18 protein-coding genes and 5 tRNA genes are annotated in these 21,291 nt (G+C 62.6%); 14 read left to right on the plus strand and 9 right to left on the minus strand.

Going from position 1 to position 21,291, the window contains the following annotated elements:
• On the minus strand, positions 1-193 hold a 193-nt coding region (locus tag B3349_RS01855), incomplete at its 3' end, for a hypothetical protein (RefSeq protein WP_291585925.1).
• On the opposite strand from B3349_RS01855, the gene B3349_RS01860 reads away from it, so the two are divergent.
• Positions 182-916 carry a 16S rRNA pseudouridine(516) synthase gene (locus B3349_RS01860; RefSeq protein WP_291585927.1) on the plus strand — a complete coding sequence of 245 codons (735 nt, stop codon included), beginning with the start codon at positions 182-184 and terminating at the stop codon, positions 914-916. The genes B3349_RS01855 and B3349_RS01860 overlap by 12 nt on opposite strands.
• Positions 917-1,199: 283 nt before the next feature.
• Here the strand turns inward: B3349_RS01860 and B3349_RS01865 are convergent.
• From B3349_RS01865 to B3349_RS01885, 5 genes are all read right to left on the minus strand, one after another.
• Positions 1,200-1,284 (minus strand) — tRNA-Leu (locus B3349_RS01865).
• 88 nt (positions 1,285-1,372) lie between these two features.
• Positions 1,373-1,457 (minus strand) — tRNA-Leu (locus B3349_RS01870).
• A gap of 85 nt (positions 1,458-1,542) precedes the next feature.
• Positions 1,543-1,627, minus strand: a tRNA-Leu gene (locus B3349_RS01875).
• Positions 1,628-1,715: 88 nt separating this feature from the next.
• A tRNA-Leu gene (locus tag B3349_RS01880) sits at positions 1,716-1,800 on the minus strand.
• Positions 1,801-1,922: 122 nt separating this feature from the next.
• A tRNA-Leu gene (locus tag B3349_RS01885) sits at positions 1,923-2,007 on the minus strand.
• Between the two features lie 34 nt (positions 2,008-2,041).
• Between B3349_RS01885 and rnr the strand changes: the two genes are divergently transcribed.
• Positions 2,042-4,444 carry a ribonuclease R gene (gene rnr, locus B3349_RS01890; RefSeq protein ID WP_291585930.1) on the plus strand — a complete coding sequence of 801 codons (2,403 nt, stop codon included), beginning with the start codon at positions 2,042-2,044 and terminating at the stop codon, positions 4,442-4,444.
• A gap of 549 nt (positions 4,445-4,993) precedes the next feature.
• Here rnr and B3349_RS01895 read toward each other — a convergent pair.
• From B3349_RS01895 to B3349_RS01905, 3 genes are all read right to left on the minus strand, one after another.
• Positions 4,994-6,526 (minus strand): NAD(P)H-hydrate dehydratase, encoded by a 1,533-nt coding sequence (locus tag B3349_RS01895; RefSeq protein ID WP_291585932.1) that lies wholly within the window; start codon positions 6,524-6,526, stop codon positions 4,994-4,996.
• Between the two features lie 178 nt (positions 6,527-6,704).
• Entirely contained in the window at positions 6,705-7,958 is a 1,254-nt protein-coding gene (locus tag B3349_RS01900; RefSeq protein WP_291585935.1) for an FAD-dependent oxidoreductase, read from the minus strand.
• 46 nt (positions 7,959-8,004) lie between these two features.
• Positions 8,005-9,378, minus strand: a complete 1,374-nt coding sequence (locus B3349_RS01905; RefSeq protein WP_291585938.1) for an amidase — start codon at positions 9,376-9,378, stop codon at positions 8,005-8,007.
• A gap of 183 nt (positions 9,379-9,561) precedes the next feature.
• Here B3349_RS01905 and rpsB point away from each other — a divergent pair, with 183 nt between their 5' ends.
• From rpsB to fabZ, 12 genes are all read left to right on the plus strand, one after another.
• Positions 9,562-10,314 carry a 30S ribosomal protein S2 gene (rpsB, locus tag B3349_RS01910; protein WP_291585939.1) on the plus strand — a complete coding sequence of 251 codons (753 nt, stop codon included), beginning with the start codon at positions 9,562-9,564 and terminating at the stop codon, positions 10,312-10,314.
• Positions 10,315-10,419: 105 nt separating this feature from the next.
• Positions 10,420-11,310 carry a translation elongation factor Ts gene (tsf, locus tag B3349_RS01915; RefSeq protein WP_291585941.1) on the plus strand — a complete coding sequence of 297 codons (891 nt, stop codon included), beginning with the start codon at positions 10,420-10,422 and terminating at the stop codon, positions 11,308-11,310.
• A gap of 70 nt (positions 11,311-11,380) precedes the next feature.
• On the plus strand, positions 11,381-12,103 hold the full coding sequence (gene pyrH, locus B3349_RS01920; protein ID WP_066536273.1) for a UMP kinase: 723 nt from the start codon (positions 11,381-11,383) through the stop codon (positions 12,101-12,103).
• A gap of 62 nt (positions 12,104-12,165) precedes the next feature.
• Positions 12,166-12,726 (plus strand): ribosome recycling factor, encoded by a 561-nt coding sequence (frr, locus tag B3349_RS01925; RefSeq protein ID WP_066536272.1) that lies wholly within the window; start codon positions 12,166-12,168, stop codon positions 12,724-12,726.
• Between the two features lie 27 nt (positions 12,727-12,753).
• On the plus strand, positions 12,754-13,485 hold the full coding sequence (gene uppS, locus B3349_RS01930) for a polyprenyl diphosphate synthase (protein WP_291585949.1): 732 nt from the start codon (positions 12,754-12,756) through the stop codon (positions 13,483-13,485).
• A 14-nt stretch (positions 13,486-13,499) separates the two neighbouring features.
• Entirely contained in the window at positions 13,500-14,351 is an 852-nt protein-coding gene (locus B3349_RS01935; RefSeq protein ID WP_291585951.1) for a phosphatidate cytidylyltransferase, read from the plus strand.
• A complete protein-coding gene (gene ispC, locus B3349_RS01940; protein WP_291585955.1) occupies positions 14,351-15,532 on the plus strand; it encodes a 1-deoxy-D-xylulose-5-phosphate reductoisomerase in 1,182 nt (393 codons plus the stop codon). The genes B3349_RS01935 and ispC overlap by 1 nt, the downstream gene beginning before the upstream one ends.
• Before the next feature lie 64 nt (positions 15,533-15,596).
• Entirely contained in the window at positions 15,597-16,946 is a 1,350-nt protein-coding gene (rseP, locus tag B3349_RS01945) for an RIP metalloprotease RseP (RefSeq protein ID WP_291585958.1), read from the plus strand.
• A gap of 42 nt (positions 16,947-16,988) precedes the next feature.
• Positions 16,989-19,325 (plus strand): outer membrane protein assembly factor BamA, encoded by a 2,337-nt coding sequence (gene bamA, locus B3349_RS01950; RefSeq protein ID WP_291585960.1) that lies wholly within the window; start codon positions 16,989-16,991, stop codon positions 19,323-19,325.
• Between the two features lie 2 nt (positions 19,326-19,327).
• Entirely contained in the window at positions 19,328-19,831 is a 504-nt protein-coding gene (locus tag B3349_RS01955) for an OmpH/Skp family outer membrane protein (protein WP_066536253.1), read from the plus strand.
• Positions 19,832-19,851: 20 nt separating this feature from the next.
• On the plus strand, positions 19,852-20,850 hold the full coding sequence (lpxD, locus tag B3349_RS01960; RefSeq protein ID WP_291585964.1) for a UDP-3-O-(3-hydroxymyristoyl)glucosamine N-acyltransferase: 999 nt from the start codon (positions 19,852-19,854) through the stop codon (positions 20,848-20,850).
• Complete coding sequence (gene fabZ, locus B3349_RS01965) at positions 20,850-21,290, plus strand: 3-hydroxyacyl-ACP dehydratase FabZ (protein WP_003053425.1); 441 nt, start codon at positions 20,850-20,852, stop codon at positions 21,288-21,290. The genes lpxD and fabZ overlap by 1 nt, the downstream gene beginning before the upstream one ends.
• Position 21,291: the final 1 nt, after the last annotated feature.

The following is a 21,291-nucleotide window of genomic DNA, read 5'->3' on the forward strand; positions in this document are numbered from 1 at the left end:
GAGGCTGGGGGTTTTGTTTTTGTGGGGTTGAATTGCCCTCAAAAAGCGTAGCACTTGCGAATTGATTGGCTTGGGTTTCAAATAGAAGATTATTTGGAAGTAAGGCCGTGTGTGCTGAGCATGCTCTGGTTTTTGAATGTTCTGAAATGGATTGCGCAGGGCAATCGTGTGAGGTGGTGTTATGCAGTTGCAAGATATTCTGTATTCCCAGGGTTTTGGCATTCGCCGTGTGTGTTCTGGGCTGGTGCAGCAAGGCTGGGTCGAGGTGTGTGTCGATGGCGAGATGCAACGCGTGACCGACTCCACGCTGGATCTGGATCCGGAGGGTTTGAAATTCCGTGTGCAGGGCGTGGACTGGGAATACCACGAAAAAGGCTATGTGCTGCTGTACAAGCCGGCTGGCACGGAATGCTCGCAGAAGCCTTCAGCCCATCCCAGCATTTACACCTTGCTGCCACTGCCGCTGCGCCAGCGACCGAACAAGAATGCGATCCAGGGCCTGCAGGCGGTGGGGCGTCTGGACCAGGATACAACGGGCTTGCTGCTGCTCAGCGATGATGGCCAGTTCATTCACCGCATGAGTTCGCCCAAAAAGCATGTGCCCAAGGTCTACCGGGTACAGGCCAAGCATGCGGTGACGGCGCAGATGGTGGAGCGTCTGCTGGCCGGTGTGGTGCTGGACGATGACCCCAAGCCGGTGCGGGCGGCTGCCTGTGTACAGGTGGATGAATGCACGCTGGATTTGACGCTGACCGAAGGTAAATACCACCAGGTCAAGCGCATGCTGGCGGCGGTGGGCAACCGTGTGGAAGGCCTGCACCGCTGGAAGATCGGCGGTCTGGAGTTGCCGGCAGCCATGGAGCCGGGGCAGTGGCGCTGGTTGACGGCCGCTGATCTGGAGCTGCTGCGCCCCTGAAGATGCCGTGCATGGCATGCGAGGCCTGCCATTGATGACAAAGCCCATTCCTGTTTGGCAGGCAATGGGCTTTTTTCATGCTGTGTGCTGTGTGCTGGGCCACTGCGTGCGCACGGCGGTGGAAAGTTGCCGCAATCCTGTCCCAGTGCTGTCTGGCAGGGGCTTTTCCCGGGGTGGCTTGCCCCTGGCGTCTCGCATTGGCCAATGCACCGTGGGAGGGGAGTGGTGGAGTGTGCAGGCGACAAAAAAGGCGATTGCTGAAACAGCAATCGCCTGATGTGTCTGGTGCCCAGGAGAGGACTCGAACCTCCACGGAGTTACCCGCTAGTACCTGAAACTAGTGCGTCTACCAATTCCGCCACCTGGGCAAAAACAGATTGTGTTGAATGGGGTGTGGTAGCACGCCGCAATCTGCTTTTGGGTGATGTTTGCCGAAAAGCAAGCATCGCAAATTTTTGGTGCCCAGGAGAGGACTCGAACCTCCACGGAGTTACCCGCTAGTACCTGAAACTAGTGCGTCTACCAATTCCGCCACCTGGGCAAAAACAGACTGTGTTGAATGGGTGTGGTAGCACCCGCAATCCGTTTTTGGGTGATGTTTGCCAAAAGCAAGCATCGCAAATTTTTGGTGCCCAGGAGAGGACTCGAACCTCCACGGAGTTACCCGCTAGTACCTGAAACTAGTGCGTCTACCAATTCCGCCACCTGGGCAAAAGACAAATTGTGTTGAATGAAGTGTGGTAGCACCCCACAATTTGCTTTTGGTGATGTCTGCTGAACAAGCAAGCATCGCAAATTTTGGTGCCCAGGAGAGGACTCGAACCTCCACGGAGTTACCCGCTAGTACCTGAAACTAGTGCGTCTACCAATTCCGCCACCTGGGCTTGCATCTGTCAAAGACAGATCCATTTTTTCCTAAAGCGTCTCCGCCTTTATGCAAAACATGCTCACTGTGGTAGCAATGAACCTTGTTTTTACGAAAACCACAGCTGGTTGTCGTTAAACTTGGTGCCCAGGAGAGGACTCGAACCTCCACGGAGTTACCCGCTAGTACCTGAAACTAGTGCGTCTACCAATTCCGCCACCTGGGCGCCTCAGGAAAGATTTAGATTGTATAGTAAAAAAATGAACCTCCGCACAAAGACAGCCAACTTGTCCAAAGAAATTGAAGGTACCGTGCAGGGGCACCGCGATGGCCATGGCTTTGTCCTGCGCGACGACGGCGAAGGTGACATCTTTCTTCCTCCCAATGAGATGCGCGCGGTGCTGCACAAGGACCAGGTGCGGGTGCGCATCGTGGGCCAGGATCGCCGCGGCCGGCCCGAAGGCCATGTGCTGGAGATCGTCGAGCGTCCTACCAAGACCCTCATCGGCCGGCTGCTGCAGGAAAGCGGCGTGTGGCTGGTAGCGCCGGAAGACAAGCGCTATGGCCAGGATGTGCTGGTGCCGGGCACTGGCATCGGCACGGCCAAGGCTGGCCAGGTGGTGGTGGTGGAACTGACCGAGGCCCCGGCCTTGTTTGGCCAGCCGGTGGGTCGGGTGATTGAAGTGCTGGGCGAAGTGGATGACCCAGGCATGGAGATCGAGATCGCCGTGCGCAAGTATGGCGTGCCCCATATCTTCAGTGATGCCTGTCTGGCGGAAGCCAAGGCGCTGCCCGACAAGGTGCGTGCCGCGGACCGCAAGAATCGCGTGGACCTGCGCGATGTGCCCCTGGTCACCATCGACGGCGAAGACGCCCGGGACTTTGACGATGCCGTGTACTGCGAGCCCGCCAAGGTGGGGCGCAGCAAGGGCTGGCGCCTGCTGGTGGCGATTGCCGATGTGAGCCACTATGTGCAGAACGGCAATGCCATCGATATCGATGCCTACGACCGCGCCACCAGCGTGTACTTTCCGCGCCGCGTGATCCCCATGCTGCCGGAGAAGCTGAGCAACGGTCTGTGTTCATTGAATCCCGCCGTAGACCGCCTGTGCATGGTGTGCGACATGCTGGTCAACAGCAAGGGAGAGGTGCAGGCCTACCAGTTCTACCCGGCGGTGATGCACAGCCATGCCCGCTTCACCTATACCGAGGTGGCGGCCATTCTGTCCAACACCCGTGGGCCGGAAGCCGCGCAGCGCAAGGAACGCGTACAGGATCTGCTGAACCTGCACGATGTGTACCGTGCCCTGCTGCAGGCGCGCCAGGCGCGCGGTGCGGTGGACTTTGATACGGTGGAGACGCAGATCGTCTGCGACGACAACGGCCGGATTGAAAAAATCATCCCCCGCACCCGCAACGATGCCCACCGTCTGATCGAAGAAGCCATGCTGGCCGCGAATGTGTGCTCGGCCGATTTCATCGAAGAGAACGGCCAGAACGGTCTGTTCCGTGTGCATGACCGTCCTTCGGCGGAGAAGATCGACATCCTGCGTGGCTATCTGAAGGCGCTTGGTGTGGGTCTGTCGGTCAGCGACACACCGCACCCGCGTGAATTCCAGGCCATTGCCGATGCCACCAAGGACCGTCCGGACTCGCAGCAGATTCACACCATGCTGCTGCGCTCCATGATGCAGGCTTTCTACACGCCCGAGAATAATGGCCACTTCGGTCTGGCGTTCGAGGCCTACACCCACTTCACCAGCCCCATCCGCCGCTACCCCGACTTGCTGGTGCACCGTGTCATCAAGTCCATCTTGGCCGGTTCGCACTACCGCCTGCCGACCTTGCCGACGCCGGGGGAGGCCCAGGCCAAGCTGGCCAAGCGCTTGGCATCGCGCGTGACAGAGCCGAAGCAAAAATCCCGCAGTCGTGCTGCCCTGGCCGAGCTGCAAGGCTGGGAGGCCGCCGGCCTGCACTGCAGTGCCAACGAGCGGCGTGCCGACGAGGCCAGCCGCGACGTGGAAGCCTGGCTCAAGTGCAAATACATGCGCGACCATCTGGGCGAGGAGTTTGCGGGTACGGTGTCCTCGGTCACCACCTTCGGCATCTTTGTCACGCTGGATGCCATGTATGTGGAAGGTCTGGTGCACATCACCGAGCTGGGGGGCGATTACTTCCGCTTTGATGAGCACCGCCAGGAGCTGCGCGGCGAGCGCACCGGCATCCGCTACACCATCGGCACCCGCATGCGGGTGCAGGTGAGCCGTGTGGACCTGGATGGCCGCAAGATCGACTTCCGCATCGTGCACGATGAGGAAGAGATGGTCTTGCGCAATGCCACCCGCAGCCGTGCTGGCAAACGTGCCCGCCGTGAAACGGTCGGCGGCGACGACAACAACGAGGAAGCAGCGGCACCAGCCCGCGCTCCGGCGGAGGCCACGGACAACTGGAACCATGGCAAGTCCGGCCATTCCGGTTCCGGCAAGCCCGCGCGGCGTGACAACCGCAATGCCCACCAGGCGCCGCGTGAAGCGGCGGCGCCCGATATGCAGGATCTGCGTGCATCGGTGCAACAGGCTGCAGTGGCCAAACAGGGCAAGGCCACTGCCAAAGCCGTCAAAAACTCCCGGGCCAGCAAGCGCAAGCCAAGATCGGGCCGCTGAGGCGTTGGAGGGGCGGCCGCTTCGGCGGCTTGCACCAGGGCGGCTTCTGTGCCTGGCACCAGGGATTCACCAGCGGGATGCGGTGGATCCTTTTTTTTGTGTGCAGCCGCTCACATCGGGTGGATGGTGTGTACGGAGTCTGCTTGCCAGGCTGGCCTGTTGCTTGCCATTTGCCACTTGCCCGCTCTGGTGGTGGTGTTGCGGTGTGGGTCTTCTTGGTGGCCGGCCGGGAAGGTTGGAGCGCTTGGCGCTTATTCAGCCTGTGATCGCGGCTGTTTCTGGCCTGGGAAGCGTGGGTGAATTCACCGGCGCTGTGCTTTTTGTGTTCCAAAAAGATGGGTGGATCCAGCGGCATGGCAAGAAACCTGTTGATCGGCAGTGCCAGCGCTGTTGGATAGTGCAGCGCTGGTGCAGGGCGGTTGCTGCATCCACGGCAGGTATGGAGGCACTAGGGCGCACCATCGAGTCTGTGGCGGCAACTGCAGCAGCATCTGCTGCCAGCGTGTTCGCGGGCAGTGTGCATGCGGGATGGTGCAGTGGCCTGCGGTTTCAGCTGCAACGCGCCAGTGCACCGGCCGTCAGTGCCTGACCGGTCGGCCACTGGTCGGCCAGATGGCCATGGCGCCACACGGCCCATTGTGCGGCGGTGTGGGGCGGCAGGCCCTGTGCCCAGGCGGCACCCACCATGCCGGCCAGCACGTCGCCGGTGCCGGCCGTGGCCAGCAGTGCATTGCCGCTGCCATTGATGCACGGCAGCTGGTGGGGGCTGGCAATGATACTGCCCGAGCCTTTGAGCACCACGGTGCTGGACGTCTGTTGCGACAGCTGGTGCGCGGCCAGCAAGCGGTCGGCCTGCACGGCAGCGGTGTCGCTGCCCAGCAGGCGCGCGGCTTCCAGCGGGTGGGGGGTGAGGATGGTGTGCAGGCCGATGTGGGCGCGGCTGGCCAGCAAGTGCTGCAAGGCGCTGTCGGCGGCAATGGCGTTGAGGGCATCGGCATCCAGCACCAGGCGGTGGGCTTGTTCCAGCGCCTGGGGCAGCACGGTGGCCACGGCCTGACCACCGCCGCAGCCGCACACCACCACGCCCTGGTCCCAGTGCAGGGCGCTGACCTGGCGCAGCATCAGCTCGGGCTGGTGGGGCAGCAACTGGCAGGCGCCTTCGTCCAGCAAAGCCAGCATCACGCGGCCAGCGCCATGGTGCAGCGCCGCCGTGGCCGCCAGCACAGCGGCCCCCCCCATGCCCATGCCGCGCAGGTACAGGCCTTCGCCACCGATCACAGCCACATCGCCATAGCTGCCCTTGTGGCTGGCGTGGGCCCGGCTGCGCAGTGCCACGGCGCCGCCCAGCTGGGCGCAGGGGTGGTGGCCGGGGTGCTGGTTCAGGTCGATGCCCAGCTCATCCCACCAGATCTCGCCCGCCGCATCCCGGCCGGCGCCGGTGAAGAGGCCGGGTTTCAGGGTCAGAAAGCTCAGCGTGTGGCGCGGGCTGCGCGGGGCGCGCTCGAAGGCCATGCCAGGCAGATACTGGCCGGTGTCGGCCTGCAGGCCCGAAGGCAGGTCGGCACACAGTACCGGCGCCGGGCACAGGTGCAGCCATTGCAGCAATTGCACCAGCGGGTCGTTGGGGGGAAGGTGGCGTGTGCTGGCGCCAATGCCCAGCAGTGCGTCCACCGCCAGGTCATGGGCGTCCAGAACGGGTGGCGCACTGCCCAGAAAGCGCACGCCGGCCTGCTGGGCGGCCATCCATGCGGCGCGGGTGTCGCTGCTGCAGCGCTGCGGGTCCCCCAGCCAGTGCACGCTGGTGGCATAGCCGGAAGCCTGGAAGGCGGCGGCTGCCTGCAGCCCGTCTCCGCCGTTGTTGCCTGCGCCGCAGGCCAGCCAGACCTGGCGGGCATGGGGGGCAATGGCGCGACCCAGTTGGGCCAGTGCCGCACCTGCGCGCTGCATCAGGCTGGGGCTGGGGGCGGCATCCAGTGCGTGGGCTTCAATCAGGCGGGTGGTGGCCGTGTCATACAGCGGTTGACCGCCGGCAGCGCGTTGCAGACGGCGTGCTGCCGGGGGGAGGGAGGAGAGGGAGCGCATACCCCGCAGTGTGCACCCGATGGGTGCCGGGACAGGTGTGGGCTGTGGCAGATCGCCAACGGCCGAGCAAGCAAGCCGTGTGGCGGCGCTGGCCGCAGAAGTGCGGCGCGGAGCGTCGGCTGAAAAAGGGGGGGGAGGGGGGCGATCCACCCCGTCTGGGGTGGATCGCGTCACCGCGTCAGCTGGAAAACCGCATCGGCGACAAGGCCTGCACTTCCTGTGGCACTGCACGGCCGGCAATCTGGTCGGCCAGGATGCGGGCGCAGCCATTGGCCAGCGATGCGCCGTGGGCGCCATGGGCCAGGTTGAGCCAGATTTGGGGTTGCGAGCCCCGGCCCAGCAGCGGCGCACCGTCGGGCATGACGCCGCGGGTGCCGCGCCAGATCTGCACCTGGGGCGAGGACAGCTGGGCTGCCCCGGGGTACCAGTCGTTCAGCGCTTCGTACATGCGTGTCAGCGTGGCCTGGTTGTGGGTCTCGGGCGCGGTGCCCAGTTCGGCACCTCCGCTGATGCGGATGCGCTGGCCGATGCGGCTGATGACCAGTTGCTGGCCCCAGTCTAGTGCCGCCGCGCGGGGCGCATGGGTGGGCTCACGCAGCGGCGCGCTGATGGAGTAGCCGTGCAGCGGCATCATGGGCAGGCGCAGGCCGCTGGCGGCCAGCAGATCGGGGCTGGCGCCCGTGCACAGCACCACGGCATCGTGCAGGTGGGCGGCGTTGTCGCCTTCCTGTAGCAGGTGCACCTGCTTGCCCACACTTTGCACGCTGCGGATGGTGGTGTGGGGCTGCAGGCGCACACCGCGGTGCATGGCCAGCTGGCGCAACTGCTGCGTCCACTGGCGGCAGTTGATGGTCTCGCCTTCGCTCAGTTGCAGGGCGCCGGCCAGCGTGGCCTCGGGGGACAGACCGGGTTCCACGGCACGGGCGTCGGCTGCGTCCAGCAACTGGGCGGACACGTCCATCTCACCCAGTGCGGCCAGCAGCGGTTGCATGGCTTGCACCTCCTTGGCACTGCGCAGCAGCACCAGGTGGCCCTGGTGGGATTCGGTGCTCAGTTCATGGGCGGCCGAGATTTCGTGGCGCAGCTGCTGGCTGAATGCGCTGAGCTGTTCCAGCGCACTGGCGGTGGTGGTGAGCAGGCCAGTCTTGTGGGCACTGCGCTCGGCGGTCTTCCAGCGGCGCAGCCAGCGCCAGTTCTGTCCCAGCCAGGGGCCGGCAGCCTGCACCAATGTCTGGCTGGTGCCGCCCGGGGTCCAGCCGGGGGTGGACCAGGGTTGCAGCAGGGTGGGGGACAGCCAGCCCGCATTGGCAAAGCTGGCACCTTCGGCGGCAGCATTGTGTTGTTCATAGACCGTCACCGTATGGCCGTCCTGGGCCAGTTCGTAAGCGGTCGCAATGCCGGCAATGCCGGCACCGACTATGGCGATGTCCATGGAAAAGGGTGTGACGCCGGGCGGTCCAGGCCGCCGGCAACATGTATCAATACGAAAGAAGCACGGATTCTGCCTGCAAAGCCAGGTCCAGGATCGCATCATCGTGCATGGCACTGTGCCAAAGCATGACGCCCATAGGCAATTCCCCTGGCATATGGCAGGGCAGGCTGATGGCGCAGCCATCCAGCTGATTGACCACACTGGTGTTGCGCAGCAGCAGCATATTGGTGCGGGTGAACGCGGCGTCGCGCTGGGCATCGCGTGCGGCGTCCTGTCCATCAGCCGGTGCCACATCGGCAATCAGCGGAGCGGTGATGGGCACGGTGGGCGAGATCAGGGCGTCAAAACCCTGGAGGGTGGCTTCCATGCGCTGCTGCCAGTCGCGGCGCAAATGCAACAGGTCGATATAGTCGGCTGCGCTCAGCAGTTCACCCTTCTCGATGCGGCTGCGCACACGGGGGTCGTACAGATCGGCCTTGCTGGCCAGCAGGTGGCGGTGCCAGGCATAGCTTTCCGCAGCGGTCAGGCCGCCGGCCGCGTTGATGGCGGCCAGTTCGGCGGTCTCGGGCAGGTCGATCTCCACCAGCTCGGCGCCGGCGTCACGCAAGCGCTGCAGGCTGCGGGCAAAGGCGGTGGCCACAGCGGGCTCCAGCTCATTCAGGAACACCGTGGTGGGCACGGCCAGGCGGCTGCCGCGCAGGCTGCGCCGGCCGGTGTGTACGGGCTGTGCGGTCAGTATCTGGTGGGCGAGCACGGCGTCGCGCACGCTGCGGGTCAGGGCGCAGGCTGTGTCCAGCGAGGGGGCCAGCGGCACCGTGCCATCCAGCAGGGAGAGGCGGGCTGTGGGCTTGAATCCCACCAGGCCGTTGAGGGCGGCGGGGATGCGGATGGAGCCGCCGGTGTCTGACCCCAAAGCCAGCCAGGCGGCACCGGTGGCGACCGAGACCCCTGCACCGGAGGATGAGCCGCCCGGAATGCGTGCTGTATACCCTGGTGTGGCGTCGCCATGCAGGGCATCCACTGCCGCCGGTGTGCCGAAATGCGGGTTGACTCCCACGCCTGCGTAGGCAAACTCCACCATGTGGGTGCGACCGATGATGCTGGCGCCGGCGCGGCGCAGGCGGGTCACGGCACCGCTGTCCTGGCGGGCGGCGGGCGCGTGGGCCAGCACGCAGGAGCTGGCGGTGCTGGTGCAGCCCTGCATGTCAAACAGGTCCTTGACCGAGACAGCCAGGCCTGCCAGCGGCAGGGCGGGGTCGGTTGTCGCCGCGGTGGCGCGCGCGCTGTCGAGCAGCGTCTGTGCAAACACATGCTGGCAGGCTGGGGATTGGGCGGCGGCGATGGATTTTTCCAGCTCCCGGGAGGCGGTGGAGCGGCCTTCGCGCAGCAAAGCACGCGTGGCAAGGAGGTCAGGCTTCATGGGCTGTGCTAAAATCTTTCGGCTTTGCGCAATGCGACCCGGCTTGCTTTCAGGTTTTGAAGGAAGGCTGTGGGCTGCAGGGATGCAAAGTAAATCGCAAACCAGTCTCTTCAAGGTGTTGCAGTCACGCAGTGGCTGCAATGGTTGGGCTGGATTTTAGACACAACCTTTGAGGTAATTTTCATGGCAGTAACAATGCGCGAGATGCTGGAAGCTGGCGTCCACTTCGGTCACCAAACCCGCTTCTGGAACCCCAAGATGGCTCCGTTCATCTTCGGTCACCGCAACAAGATCCACATCATCAACCTGGAAAAGTCGCTGCCGATGTTCCAGGATGCCCAGAAGTTCGCCAAGCAACTGGCTTCGAACGGTGGCACCGTGCTGATGGTGGGTACCAAGCGCCAAGCTCGTGAGCTGGTGGCTGCAGAAGCCCAGCGCGCTGGCGTGCCTTTCGTGGACCAACGCTGGTTGGGTGGCATGCTGACCAACTTCAAGACGGTCAAGACCTCCATCAAGCGCCTGAAGGACATGAAGGCTCAGCAAGAAGCTGGTCTGGAATCCATGTCCAAGAAGGAACAGCTGATGTTCGTGCGCGAACTGGAAAAGCTGGAAAAGGACATCGGCGGTATCCAGGACATGAACACCCTGCCCGATGCCATCTTCGTGATCGACGTGGGTTACCACAAGATTGCCATTTCCGAAGCCAAGAAGCTGGGCATTCCTCTGATCGGTGTGGTGGACTCCAACCACAACCCCGAAGGCATCGACTATGTGATCCCCGGTAACGACGACTCGGCCAAGGCCGTGGAACTGTACGCCCGCGGCATGGCAGACGCGATCCTGGAAGGCCGCGAAGCCCGTCTGAACGACGTGGCCAAGGCTGCTGCTGGCGAAGGCTCCGACGAATTCGTGGAAGTGGAAAACACCGCTGCCTAATTCCCGGCTGCGCGATACGTCGCGATAAAAAAGCGGGGCTCTGGTAGCCCCCTTTTTTTAGCTGAAATCCTGTAACGAACTGAATACTGAAGACGGAGAAACAAGATGGCTGCAATTACCGCAAGCATGGTCGCCGAACTGCGCGCCAAGACCGACGCCCCGATGATGGAATGCAAGAAGGCACTGACTGAAGCCGAAGGCGACATGGCCAAGGCGGAAGAGCTGCTGCGCGTCAAGCTGGGCACCAAGGCTGGCAAGGCTGCTTCGCGCGTGACCGCCGAAGGCGTGATCACTGCCTTCATCGAAGGTGGCAAGGGTGGCATGATCGAAGTCAACAGCGAAACCGACTTCGTCTCCAAGAACGACAGCTTCATCAACATGGCCAACGCTGCTGCCAAGCTGGTGGCTGAGCACAACCCTGCTGACGTGGAAGCCCTGGGCGCTCTGGCCTACGAGCAAGACGGCTACGGCCCCACCCTGGAAGATGTGCGCAAGGGCCTGATCGGCAAGATCGGCGAAAACATGTCTTTCCGCCGCTTCAAGCGCTTCGAAGGCACGCTGGCTTCCTACCTGCACGGCACCCGTATCGGTGTGATCGTCGAGTTCGACGGTGACGCAGTGGCTGCCAAGGACGTGGCCATGCACATCGCTGCCATGAAGCCCGTGGCCGTGACTTCCGCCGACGTGCCTGCCGACCTGATCGCCAAGGAGCGTTCGGTGGCCGAAGCCAAGGCAGCCGAATCCGGCAAGCCCGCAGACATCGTCGCCAAGATGGTGGAAGGCTCTGTGCAGAAGTACCTGAAGGAAGTGTCCCTGGCTGACCAGGTCTTCGTGAAGGCTGCCGACGGCAAGCAGACCGTGGCCCAGATGCTCAAGGCTGCCAACACCAATGTGAAGGGCTTCACCATGTTCGTGGTGGGCGAAGGCATTGAGAAGAAGGTGGACGACTTCGCCGCCGAAGTGGCTGCCCAAGTGGCTGCAGCCAAGGGCGCCTAAAGCGCCGAAGCCGCACCGCTGATTACCCCGCAACCACCCCCTCACTTATTTGAATCGAACGGAGTTCCCCATGTCCCAAGCCAAACCAGCCCACAAGCGTATCTTGCTCAAGCTGTCAGGCGAAGCGCTGATGGGGGATGACCAGTTCGGTATCAACCGCGCCACGATCGAGCGCATGGTCTCCGAGATCGTCGAGGTGACCAAGGTGGGGGTGGAAGTGGCGGTGGTCATCGGCGGCGGCAACATCTTCCGTGGTGTGGCGGGCGGCTCTGCCGGCATGGACCGCGCCACGGCAGATTACATGGGCATGCTGGCCACCGTGATGAACGCGCTGGCTCTGGCCGATGCCATGAACAAGCAAGGCCTGACGGCCCGCGTGATGTCGGCCATCGGCATCGAGCAGGTGGTCGAGCCCTATGTGCGCCCCAAGGCGCTGCAATATCTCGAAGAGGGCAAGGTGGTGGTTTTCGCTGCCGGCACCGGCAATCCCTTCTTCACGACCGACACTGCCGCTGCACTGCGTGGCGCAGAAATCGGTGCCGAGGTGGTGCTCAAGGCCACCAAGGTGGACGGTGTGTACACTGCAGACCCCGTCAAGGATCCTTCCGCGACACGCTATTCCTCGCTGTCGTTTGATGAAGCGATCTCGCGCAACCTGGGCATCATGGATGCCACGGCTTTCGCTCTGTGCCGTGACCAGAAGCTGCCTATCCGCGTGTTTTCCATCGTTAAGCCCGGCGCATTGCTGCGCGTGGTGATGGGGAATGACGAAGGCACCCTGGTGTCCGCTTAATTGCGAAGACCGCGCGCCCGCCCGGTGAGTGCGGGCGGACATTGGCTTCCCGAGGTAAACACATGACGATCGCTGACATCAAGAAGAGTACCGAAACCAAGATGGGCCAGTCCATCGAGGCGCTCAAGAACAATCTCTCGCGCATCCGCACCGGCCGTGCCAATCCGGCCTTGCTGGATGCCATCCATGTCGAGTACTACGGCTCCATGGTGCCGCTGTCCCAGGTGGCGAATGTGTCGCTGCTGGACTCGCGCACCATCAGCGTGCAGCCCTGGGAAAAGAACATGGCCGCCAAGGTGGAAAAGGCCATCCGCGAAAGCGATCTGGGTCTGAACCCCGCCTCGCTGGGCGACCTGATCCGCGTGCCGCTGCCGCCGATGAGCGAAGAGCGCCGCAAGGAAATGACCAAGCTGGCGCGTACCGAGGGTGAAAACTCCAAGATCGCCATCCGCAACCTGCGCCGCGACGCCAACGAAGGTGTGAAGAAGCTGGTCAAGGACAAGGAAGCTTCGGAAGACGATCAAAAGCGTTCGGAAGCCGAAGTGCAGAAGCTGACGGACAAGTTCATTGCCGAAGTGGACACCCTGGTGGCCGCCAAGGAACAGGACATCCTGGCTGTCTGAGCCTGGCTTGTTAGCGATTTCGACTGCATGACCGTGTCATCCGTGGTGCCGCACCACGTAGCCATCGTGATGGATGGCAATGGCCGCTGGGCCACCAAACGCTTTCTGCCGCGGCTGGCGGGGCACAAGCAGGGTGTGGATGCACTGCGCCGCTGCGTGCGGGCCTGCATCCAGCGTGGCGTGCGCGTACTGACCGTGTTCGCGTTCTCGTCAGAGAACTGGAATCGTCCTGCGGATGAGGTGTCGGGCCTGATGTCGCTGCTGGCGACGGCGCTGGGCCATGAAGTGCCCAGCCTGTCCAAGGAAGGTGTACAACTGCACTTTGTGGGTGAGCGCCAGGGCCTGAGTGCCAAGGTGGCGGCTGGCCTGGTACAGGCCGAGCAGGCCACCGCGCACAATGAGCGCCTGATCCTGAACGTCTGCTTCAACTACGGCGGCCGCTGGGATGTGGCCCAGGCGGCAGCGCAGCTGGCTGCGCGTGGCGAAGCCATCACCGAAGCCAGTCTGAACGCTGCCATGGCCCTGGCCCATGTGCCCGATCCGGACCTGTTCATCCGTACCGGGGGCGAGCACCGCATCAGCAATTTTTTGCTGTGGCAGTGTGCCTACTCCGAGCTGTTCTTCAGCCCCAGCCTGTGGCCCGACTTTGACGACGCGGCCCTGGATGCGGCGCTTCATGATTACGCCAGCCGGGAGCGACGCTTCGGCAAGACTTCCGCGCAGGTGCAGACAACCGACGCATCCACGATGCGCGCCTGAAAGGGGAGTGCAACATGCTCAAGCAGCGTGTGATTACCGCCATGGTCCTTCTGGCCATCTTGCTGCCCGCGCTGTTCGCCAGCACGCCCCTGCCCTTCACCTTGCTGGTGCTGGTCATGGTGGCGGCTGCTGCCTGGGAGTGGGGGCGCCTGAATGGCCTGGGGCGGGCGGGCAGCGTGCTGACGGCAGTCGTTTGCCTTGCGCTCTGTGGTCTGGCATGGCAACAAGGCTGGCTGGCGCGCAATCTGCAGGTGCTGTGGATCGTGGCGGGCGCCGCCTGGGTGCTGGGCAGTGTGGCACTGATACGGGCAGGGGTACCGGGCTGGTCTACCATCCCCCGCAGCATCCGGCTGGTGGGCGGCGTGCTGGCGTTGTGGGCGACCTGGCTGGCCGTGGCCCAGGCCCGGGCGATGGGCGTGAATTTTCTGCTGTCCATCATGGTCCTGGTCTGGGTGGCCGATATCTTTGCCTATTTCGCCGGTCGCACGTTCGGTCTGAAGTTCACCAAAAACAAGCTGGCGCCAGCAATCAGTCCCGGCAAGAGCTGGGAAGGGGTGTGGGGTGGTGCTGCCGGTGTGCTGGTGCTGGCGGTGGGCTGGGCCTTGCTGGACCGCCACTACGGCGCGACCGTGCCGAGTTTTTACAGCCATCTGGTGCAGGCCGGCTGGCCGCTGCTGCTGGTGGCAGCCTTGTTCATGGCGGCCATGAGCGTGGTCGGGGATCTGATTGAGTCTCTGATCAAGCGCAGTGCAGGTGTCAAGGACAGCAGCAACCTGCTGCCTGGCCATGGTGGCGTGCTGGACCGCATCGACGCGCTGCTGCCCACGCTGCCGCTTGCCATGATGCTGACAACTTTGGTGCATTGATGAAACAACGTTTGACGGTGCTGGGCTCCACGGGCTCGATTGGCACCAATACCCTGGACGTGGTGCGCAGGCACCGCGCCGAATACGAGATTTATGCGCTGAGCGCCGCCACCCAGGTGGACCTGATGCTGGCGCAATGCGCGGAATTCGCGCCCCGGTTTGCCGTGATGGCCAGCGCACCGCATGCACGCCAACTGGAAGAGAAGCTGAAGGCCAACGGGCTTGCGACGCAGGTTTTGCATGCGGTGGATGCCCTGGAGCGCATCGCATCCGACGCACCTGTCGATGCGGTGATGGGTGCCATTGTGGGGGCCGCGGGTCTGGCGCCTTGCCTGGCGGCTGCCAAGGCGGGCAAGCGCCTGCTGCTGGCCAACAAGGAGGCCCTGGTGGTCGGGGGCGCGCTGTTCATGGACACGGTGCAGCAGCACGGCTGTACCCTGCTGCCGATTGACAGTGAGCACTCCGCCATCTTCCAGTGTCTGCCGGAAGATCGCAGCACCTGGGCGAGCCGTGTGGACAGCCTGCTGCTGACCGCATCGGGCGGACCTTTCCGCCAGCGCGACCCGGCCACACTGGCGCAGATCACGCCGGACCAGGCGTGTGCCCACCCGAACTTCGCCATGGGGCGCAAGATTTCGGTGGACTCCGCCACGATGATGAACAAGGCGCTGGAAGTGATCGAGGCGCGCTGGCTGTTCGGCATGGAGCCGGACCGCATCAAGGTGGTGGTGCACCCGCAGCAGATCGTGCACTCCATGGTGCAGTTCAAGGATGCGTCCATCCTGGCCCAGCTGGGAACGCCCGACATGCGCGTGCCCATCGCCTGCGGTCTGGCCTGGCCCGAGCGCATCGACAGCGGTGTACAACCGCTGGACTTTGCGAAGCTGACCGCACTCACCTTTGAAGAAGCCGATGCACAGCGCTTCCCGGGCCTGCACCTGTCCTGGCACGCGCTGAAGGCGCCGGAAGGCACGACCACGGTGCTGAATGCGGCCAACGAGGTGGCGGTGGCCGCATTCCTGGGCGGCAAACTGCGTTTTGACCGCATCCATGCGGTGAACCTGGAGGCGCTGGAGGCCGTGGTGCCGCCGCGTTGCCCGGGATCGCTGGGCGATCTGATGGCGCTGGACCAGGAAGCCCGCGCACGGGCCGCCCATACCGTTCAGCGCTGGGCCGCTTGATTGCTGCTGCCGCCCGCACGCTCAGTGAGCACTTCCTGAAAACCACCGCGAAAGAGACGCCCTCATGCTGACCGTACTTGCTTTTGTTGTGGCTCTGGGCATCCTGATTGCCGTGCATGAGTACGGCCACTACCGCATGGCTGTGGCCTGCGGGGTCAAGGTGCTGCGTTTTTCCGTGGGCTTTGGCAAACCCTTGCTGCGCTGGCAAAGCAAGAAATCGTCGACGGAATTCGTGCTGGGTGCACTGCCCCTGGGGGGCTATGTGCGCATGCTGGATGAGCGCGAAGCGCCGGTGGATTCCGACGAGCGGCATCTGGCCTTCAACCGCCAGCCCTTGCGCTCGCGGGTGGCCATCGTGGCCGCTGGTCCTGCCGCCAATCTGCTGTTGGCTGTGCTGTTGTATGCCTTGGTGAACTGGGTTGGGCTGGAAGAGCCGCGCGCCGTGCTGGCTGCTCCGGCGACCGGTTCGGTGGTGGCGCAGGCGGGGTTGCGCGGTGGTGAGCGAGTGACCGCTGTGCAGGTGGGGCAGGAGGCGGCGCAGGATGTGCGTTCCTTCGAGCACCTGCGCTGGGCGCTGACGCAGGCTGCGCTGGAAAAGCAGGATGCGCGCATCACCTGGCAGCGTGCCCTCGGCGAGGGGGTACAAACGACGGAATTGCCCTTGTCCACACTGCCAGGCACCGCGCTGGATGCCAGTTTGGGCGCTGCGATCGGTGTGCAGGTGCCCTGGACCCCGGCGCAGGTGGAGCGTGTGATGGACGCTGGAGCCGCCGCAGCTGCAGGCTTGCAGCCTGGCGATGTGGTGACGCAGGCTTTCGGCGTGCCGGTGATGGATGGCTTTCAGCTGCGCCAGCTGATACGCCAGCATCCCGAACAGGCCAGTGACTGGACGGTGGTGCGCAGCGGGCAGCCAATGCAGTTGTCGGTGAAGCCCGAAGCCGCGCAGGAACAGGATGTGCGCATCGGGCGTGTGGGGGCTTACATCGGCGGTGCGCCGGAGATGGTCATCGTGCGCCTGGGGGCTGTGGAGGGTCTGTGGGCCGGTGTGACCAAGACCTGGGACGTGTCGGTGCTCAGCCTGAAGATGATGGGACGGATGCTGATCGGTGAGGCGTCACTCAAGAATCTGAGCGGGCCTTTGACCATTGCGGATTACGCCGGAAAGTCGGCCAGCATGGGGTGGGTACAGTATCTGGCTTTCCTGGCGCTGATCAGCGTGAGTCTGGGTGTGCTCAACCTGTTGCCACTGCCTGTTCTGGATGGTGGGCACCTGATGTATTATCTTTGGGAAGGTGTCACAGGACGCGCCATCTCCGAATTGTGGATGGAACGGCTGCAAAGGGCCGGCGTCAGTGTGCTTCTCGTCATGATGTGCATCGCTTTTTTTAACGACATCAGCCGCATATTGGGCTAAATTTACGGCCTTCCAGAATTCTGGCGGCGTTCGCTTTCATTCATGAATCAACACTTCAAACGCTTCGGCGCACGCACGGCCACGGCTGCTGCTGCATTGCTTTGCCTGGCACAGGCTGCTTGGGCGCTTGCGCCTTTCAAGGTTCAGGATATTCGTGTGGAGGGCCTGCAGCGTGTGGAGGCAGGCACCATCTTCGCCTCCATGCCGCTGCGCGTCGGCGAACAGTACGATGACGAAAAAGGTGCAGCTGCGATCCGCTCGCTGTTTGCCCTGGGTCTGTTCAAGGATGTGCGCCTGGAAGCCGATGGCGACGTGCTGGTGGTGGTTGTGGAAGAGCGTCCATCGATTGCCGATGTGAACTTTGTCGGTACCAAGGAGTTCGACAAGGACACTTTGGTGAAGGCCATGCGCGATGTGGGCCTGGCCGAAGGGCGTCCTTTCGACAAGGCGCTGGCCGATCGCGCGGAGCAGGAACTCAAGCGCCAGTACATCAACCGCAGCCTGTATGGTGCGGACGTGGTGACCACGGTCACGCCGATCGAGCGCAACCGCGTGAATCTGACGTTCTCGGTCACCGAGGGCGAGCCGGCCAAGATCAGCGAAATCCACGTGGTGGGCAACAAGGCTTTCAGCGAATCCACGCTGAAGAAGCAGCTGGATCTGGATACCGGTGGCTGGATGAGCTGGTATACCAAGTCGGACCGCTATGCGCGCAGCAAGCTGAATGCCGACCTGGAAACCCTGCGCTCGTACTATCTGCAGCGCGGCTACCTGGATTTCCGCATCGATTCGACCCAGGTGGCGATCTCTCCGGACAAGGAAAAGATCACCCTGACCATCAATGTGCACGAAGGCGAGCGCTTCGTGGTCTCGGGCGTGTCGCTGGAAGGTAATTACCTCAACCGTGACGATGAGTTCAAATCGCTGGTGAAGGTGCGCCCCGGTGAGCCGTACAACGCAGACCTGGTGACCGAAACCACCAAGGCCTTCTCGGACCACTTCGGCAACTTTGGCTATGCCTTTGCACGGGTGGAAGCGGTGCCGGAAGTGGACCGTGAAAACAACCGCGTGCACTTTGTGCTGCGTGCTGATCCTTCGCGCCGTGCCTATGTGCGCCGCATCAATGTCAGCGGCAACGAGCGCACGCGCGATGAGGTGCTGCGCCGCGAATTCCGCCAGTACGAATCGTCCTGGTACGACGGTGACAAGATCAAGCTGTCGCGTGACCGCGTGGACCGTTTGGGCTATTTCACCGAAGTCGATGTGGAAACCCAGGAAGTCCCAGGCTCGCCCGACCAGGTGGACCTGGTGGTCAACGTGAAGGAAAAGCCCACCGGCTCCATCCAGCTGGGTGCAGGTTTCTCCAGCGCAGAAAAGGTGACGCTGAGCTTCGGTATCAAGCAGGAGAACGTGTTTGGCTCCGGCAACTACCTGGGTCTGGATGTCAACACCAGCAAGTACAACCGCAACCTGGTGGTGAGCACGACCGATCCCTACTTCACGCAAGACGGCATCTCGCGTACCGTGGATCTGTACTACCGTACCAGCCGCCCCTACTCGTACTACTACGATGGCGTGAGCGTGGATACGGACGATATGTACAAGATCGTCAGCAAGGGCGCATCGATCAAGTTTGGCGTGCCTTTCAGCGAGATCGATACCGTGTTTTTCGGTGTCGGCTTTGAACAGACCACCATCAAGGATGGTCTGTACATGCCGGTGGAGTACCAGAGCTACATCAACCAGTTTGGCTCTACCAGCAATGCCATTCCTTTGACGGTGGGCTGGTCGCGCGACAGCCGCGACAGCGCGCTGGCGCCCAATTCAGGTCGTTACCAACGTTTCAATGCTGACTGGTCTGCAGCCGGAGATGCACGCTACATTCGGGGTAACTACCAGATCCAGCAGTATGTGCCGCTGTCCAAGAGCTTCACCTTTGCCTTCAACGGTGAGCTGGGCTGGGGCAAGGGCTTGAATGGCCGTCCTTTCCCGCTGTTCAAGAATTTCTACTCCGGTGGTCTGGGGTCGGTGCGTGGTTTCGACCAGGGCAGCCTGGGTCCGCGTGGCCAATCCATCAATGGCTATGATGGTACGTATCTGGGTGGTGCCAAGAAGCTCACCTTGAATGCCGAATTCATCGCGCCTTTCCCCGGTGCGGGCAACGACAAGACGCTGCGCTGGTTCACTTTCGTGGACGTGGGTAATGTCTTCGGCGAGAATGAGAAATTCACGGCGAGTGATTTGCGTGCGTCGGCGGGTATTGGTCTGAGCTGGATTTCTCCCCTGGGGCCGCTGCGTTTGGCATGGGCCAATCCGATCCGTAAAAAGCCGGAAGATCGTCTGCAAAAAATTCAATTCCAAATCGGAACATCGTTTTAAACATGAAAATCTATCAACCCATCGCAGTGGCTTTGCTGTGCGGCGCAGCCGCTGTGTCGGCACAGGCTCAGGATTTCAAGGCCGGCTTTGTCAATACCGACCGCATTTTCCGCGAGGCCAATTCGGCCAAGGCTGCGCAAGCGAAGCTGGAGCAGGAGTTCTCCAAGCGCGAGCGTGAATTGGTGGATATCGGCAACCGTCTGAAGGCGGATTCCGAGAAGTTCGAGCGCGAAGCGCCCACCATGGCAGAAAGCCAGCGTTCGGCCAAGCAGCGTCAGCTGATCGAGCAGGACCGCGAATTCCAGCGCAAGCGCCGTGAATTCCAGGAAGACCTGAATGCCCGCAAGAACGAAGAGCTGTCGCAGGTGCTGGATCGCGCCAACAAGGTCGTGATGCAAGTGGCGGAAGCAGAGAAGTACGATGTGATCCTGCAAGAAGCCGTGTATGTGAACCCCAAGCTCGACATCACGGACAAGGTCATCAAGGCCTTGAACGGCGGCAAGTGATGTAAGTCAGGCTGTTCGACGTGAGTTTGACCTTAGGACAAATAGTCGAAAGCTTGGGGGGGACACTGGTGGAGGGGCAGCCGGATCGCTTGATCCGGCGTATCGCTCCACTGGAGTCTGCGGATGCCGATTCCATCAGCTTTCTCAGCAATCCCAAGTATTTGCCACAACTGGCCGCCTCTCAGGCGGCCTGTGTCGTTGTGGCGCCTGCCCAGCAGGCGGCTGCACAAGCCCGTGGCGCCTGCATCGTTGCAGACAATCCGTATCTGTACTTCGCACGACTGACGCAGCTGTGGAAGCGTGCGCACGCGGATGCAGCCGCTGCGGGCGTGCATGCCAGCGCTGTCGTTCACCCGGAGGCGGTGGTGCATCCCTCGGCCACGATCGGTCCGCTGTGTGTGGTCGAACGCGGTGCTGTCGTGGGGGCGGGCACGGTGCTGAAGTCGCGTGTCACCATCAGCGAATACTGCCAGGTGGGTGAGCGCTGCCTGTTGCACCCCGGTGTGGTGATCGGTGCGGATGGCTTTGGCTTTGCACAGGAGCGGGGCGTCTGGGTCAAGATCGAGCAACTGGGGCGCGTGCGCATCGGCAACGATGTGGAGATCGGGGCCAACACCTGTATCGACCGCGGTGCACTGGATGACACCGTGATCTCGGATGGGGTGAAGCTCGACAACCTGGTGCAGATCGGTCACAACGTCCATGTGGGTGAGCACACGGCCATTGCCGGCAATGCCGGTGTGGCCGGGAGTGCGCATATCGGCGCACATTGCAGCATCGGTGGTGCGTCCAATATCCTGGGGCATTTGAAAATTGCCGACGGTGTGGCGATTTCTCCGACTTCGGTCGTCATGCGCTCGGTCACGCAGCCGGGCCTGTACACTGGCATTTTTCCGCTGGCCACGAATGCCCAGTGGGAAAAAAACGCTGCAACACTCAAACAATTGCATGCACTGCGCGAGCGGATCAAGGCGCTGGAAAAAGCCTTGGACGTCCCGCGCAGCACAAACGGAAATTGATGATGGATATTCAAGAAATTCTCAAGCAACTGCCCCACCGCTATCCTTTTTTGCTGGTGGACCGCGTGCTGGAGCTTGAGCGCAATACGCGCATCAAGGCGATCAAGAACGTAACGTTCAACGAGCCCTTCTTTACCGGGCACTTCCCTGGCCGCCCGGTGATGCCGGGTGTGTTGATCCTGGAAGCGCTGGCCCAGGCTGCTGGCCTGCTGGCGTTCGACGCCATGGGGCAGGTGCCGGATGAAAACAATATCTACTATTTCGTAGGTATCGACTCCGCCCGTTTCAAGCGCCCCGTGGTGCCGGGTGACCAGCTGGCCCTGGAAATCACGATCGACCGTGTGCGTGGTGGTATCTGGAAGTTCAATGCCGTCGCCAGCGTGGACGGCGAAGTGGCTGCAGAAGCCCAGTTGATGTGCACCATGCGCCACGTGGGTTGAG

Origin of the sequence: Comamonas sp. UBA7528 (genome assembly GCF_002479375.1) — a bacterium.
Taxonomy (GTDB): Bacteria; Pseudomonadota; Gammaproteobacteria; order Burkholderiales; family Burkholderiaceae_C; genus Comamonas.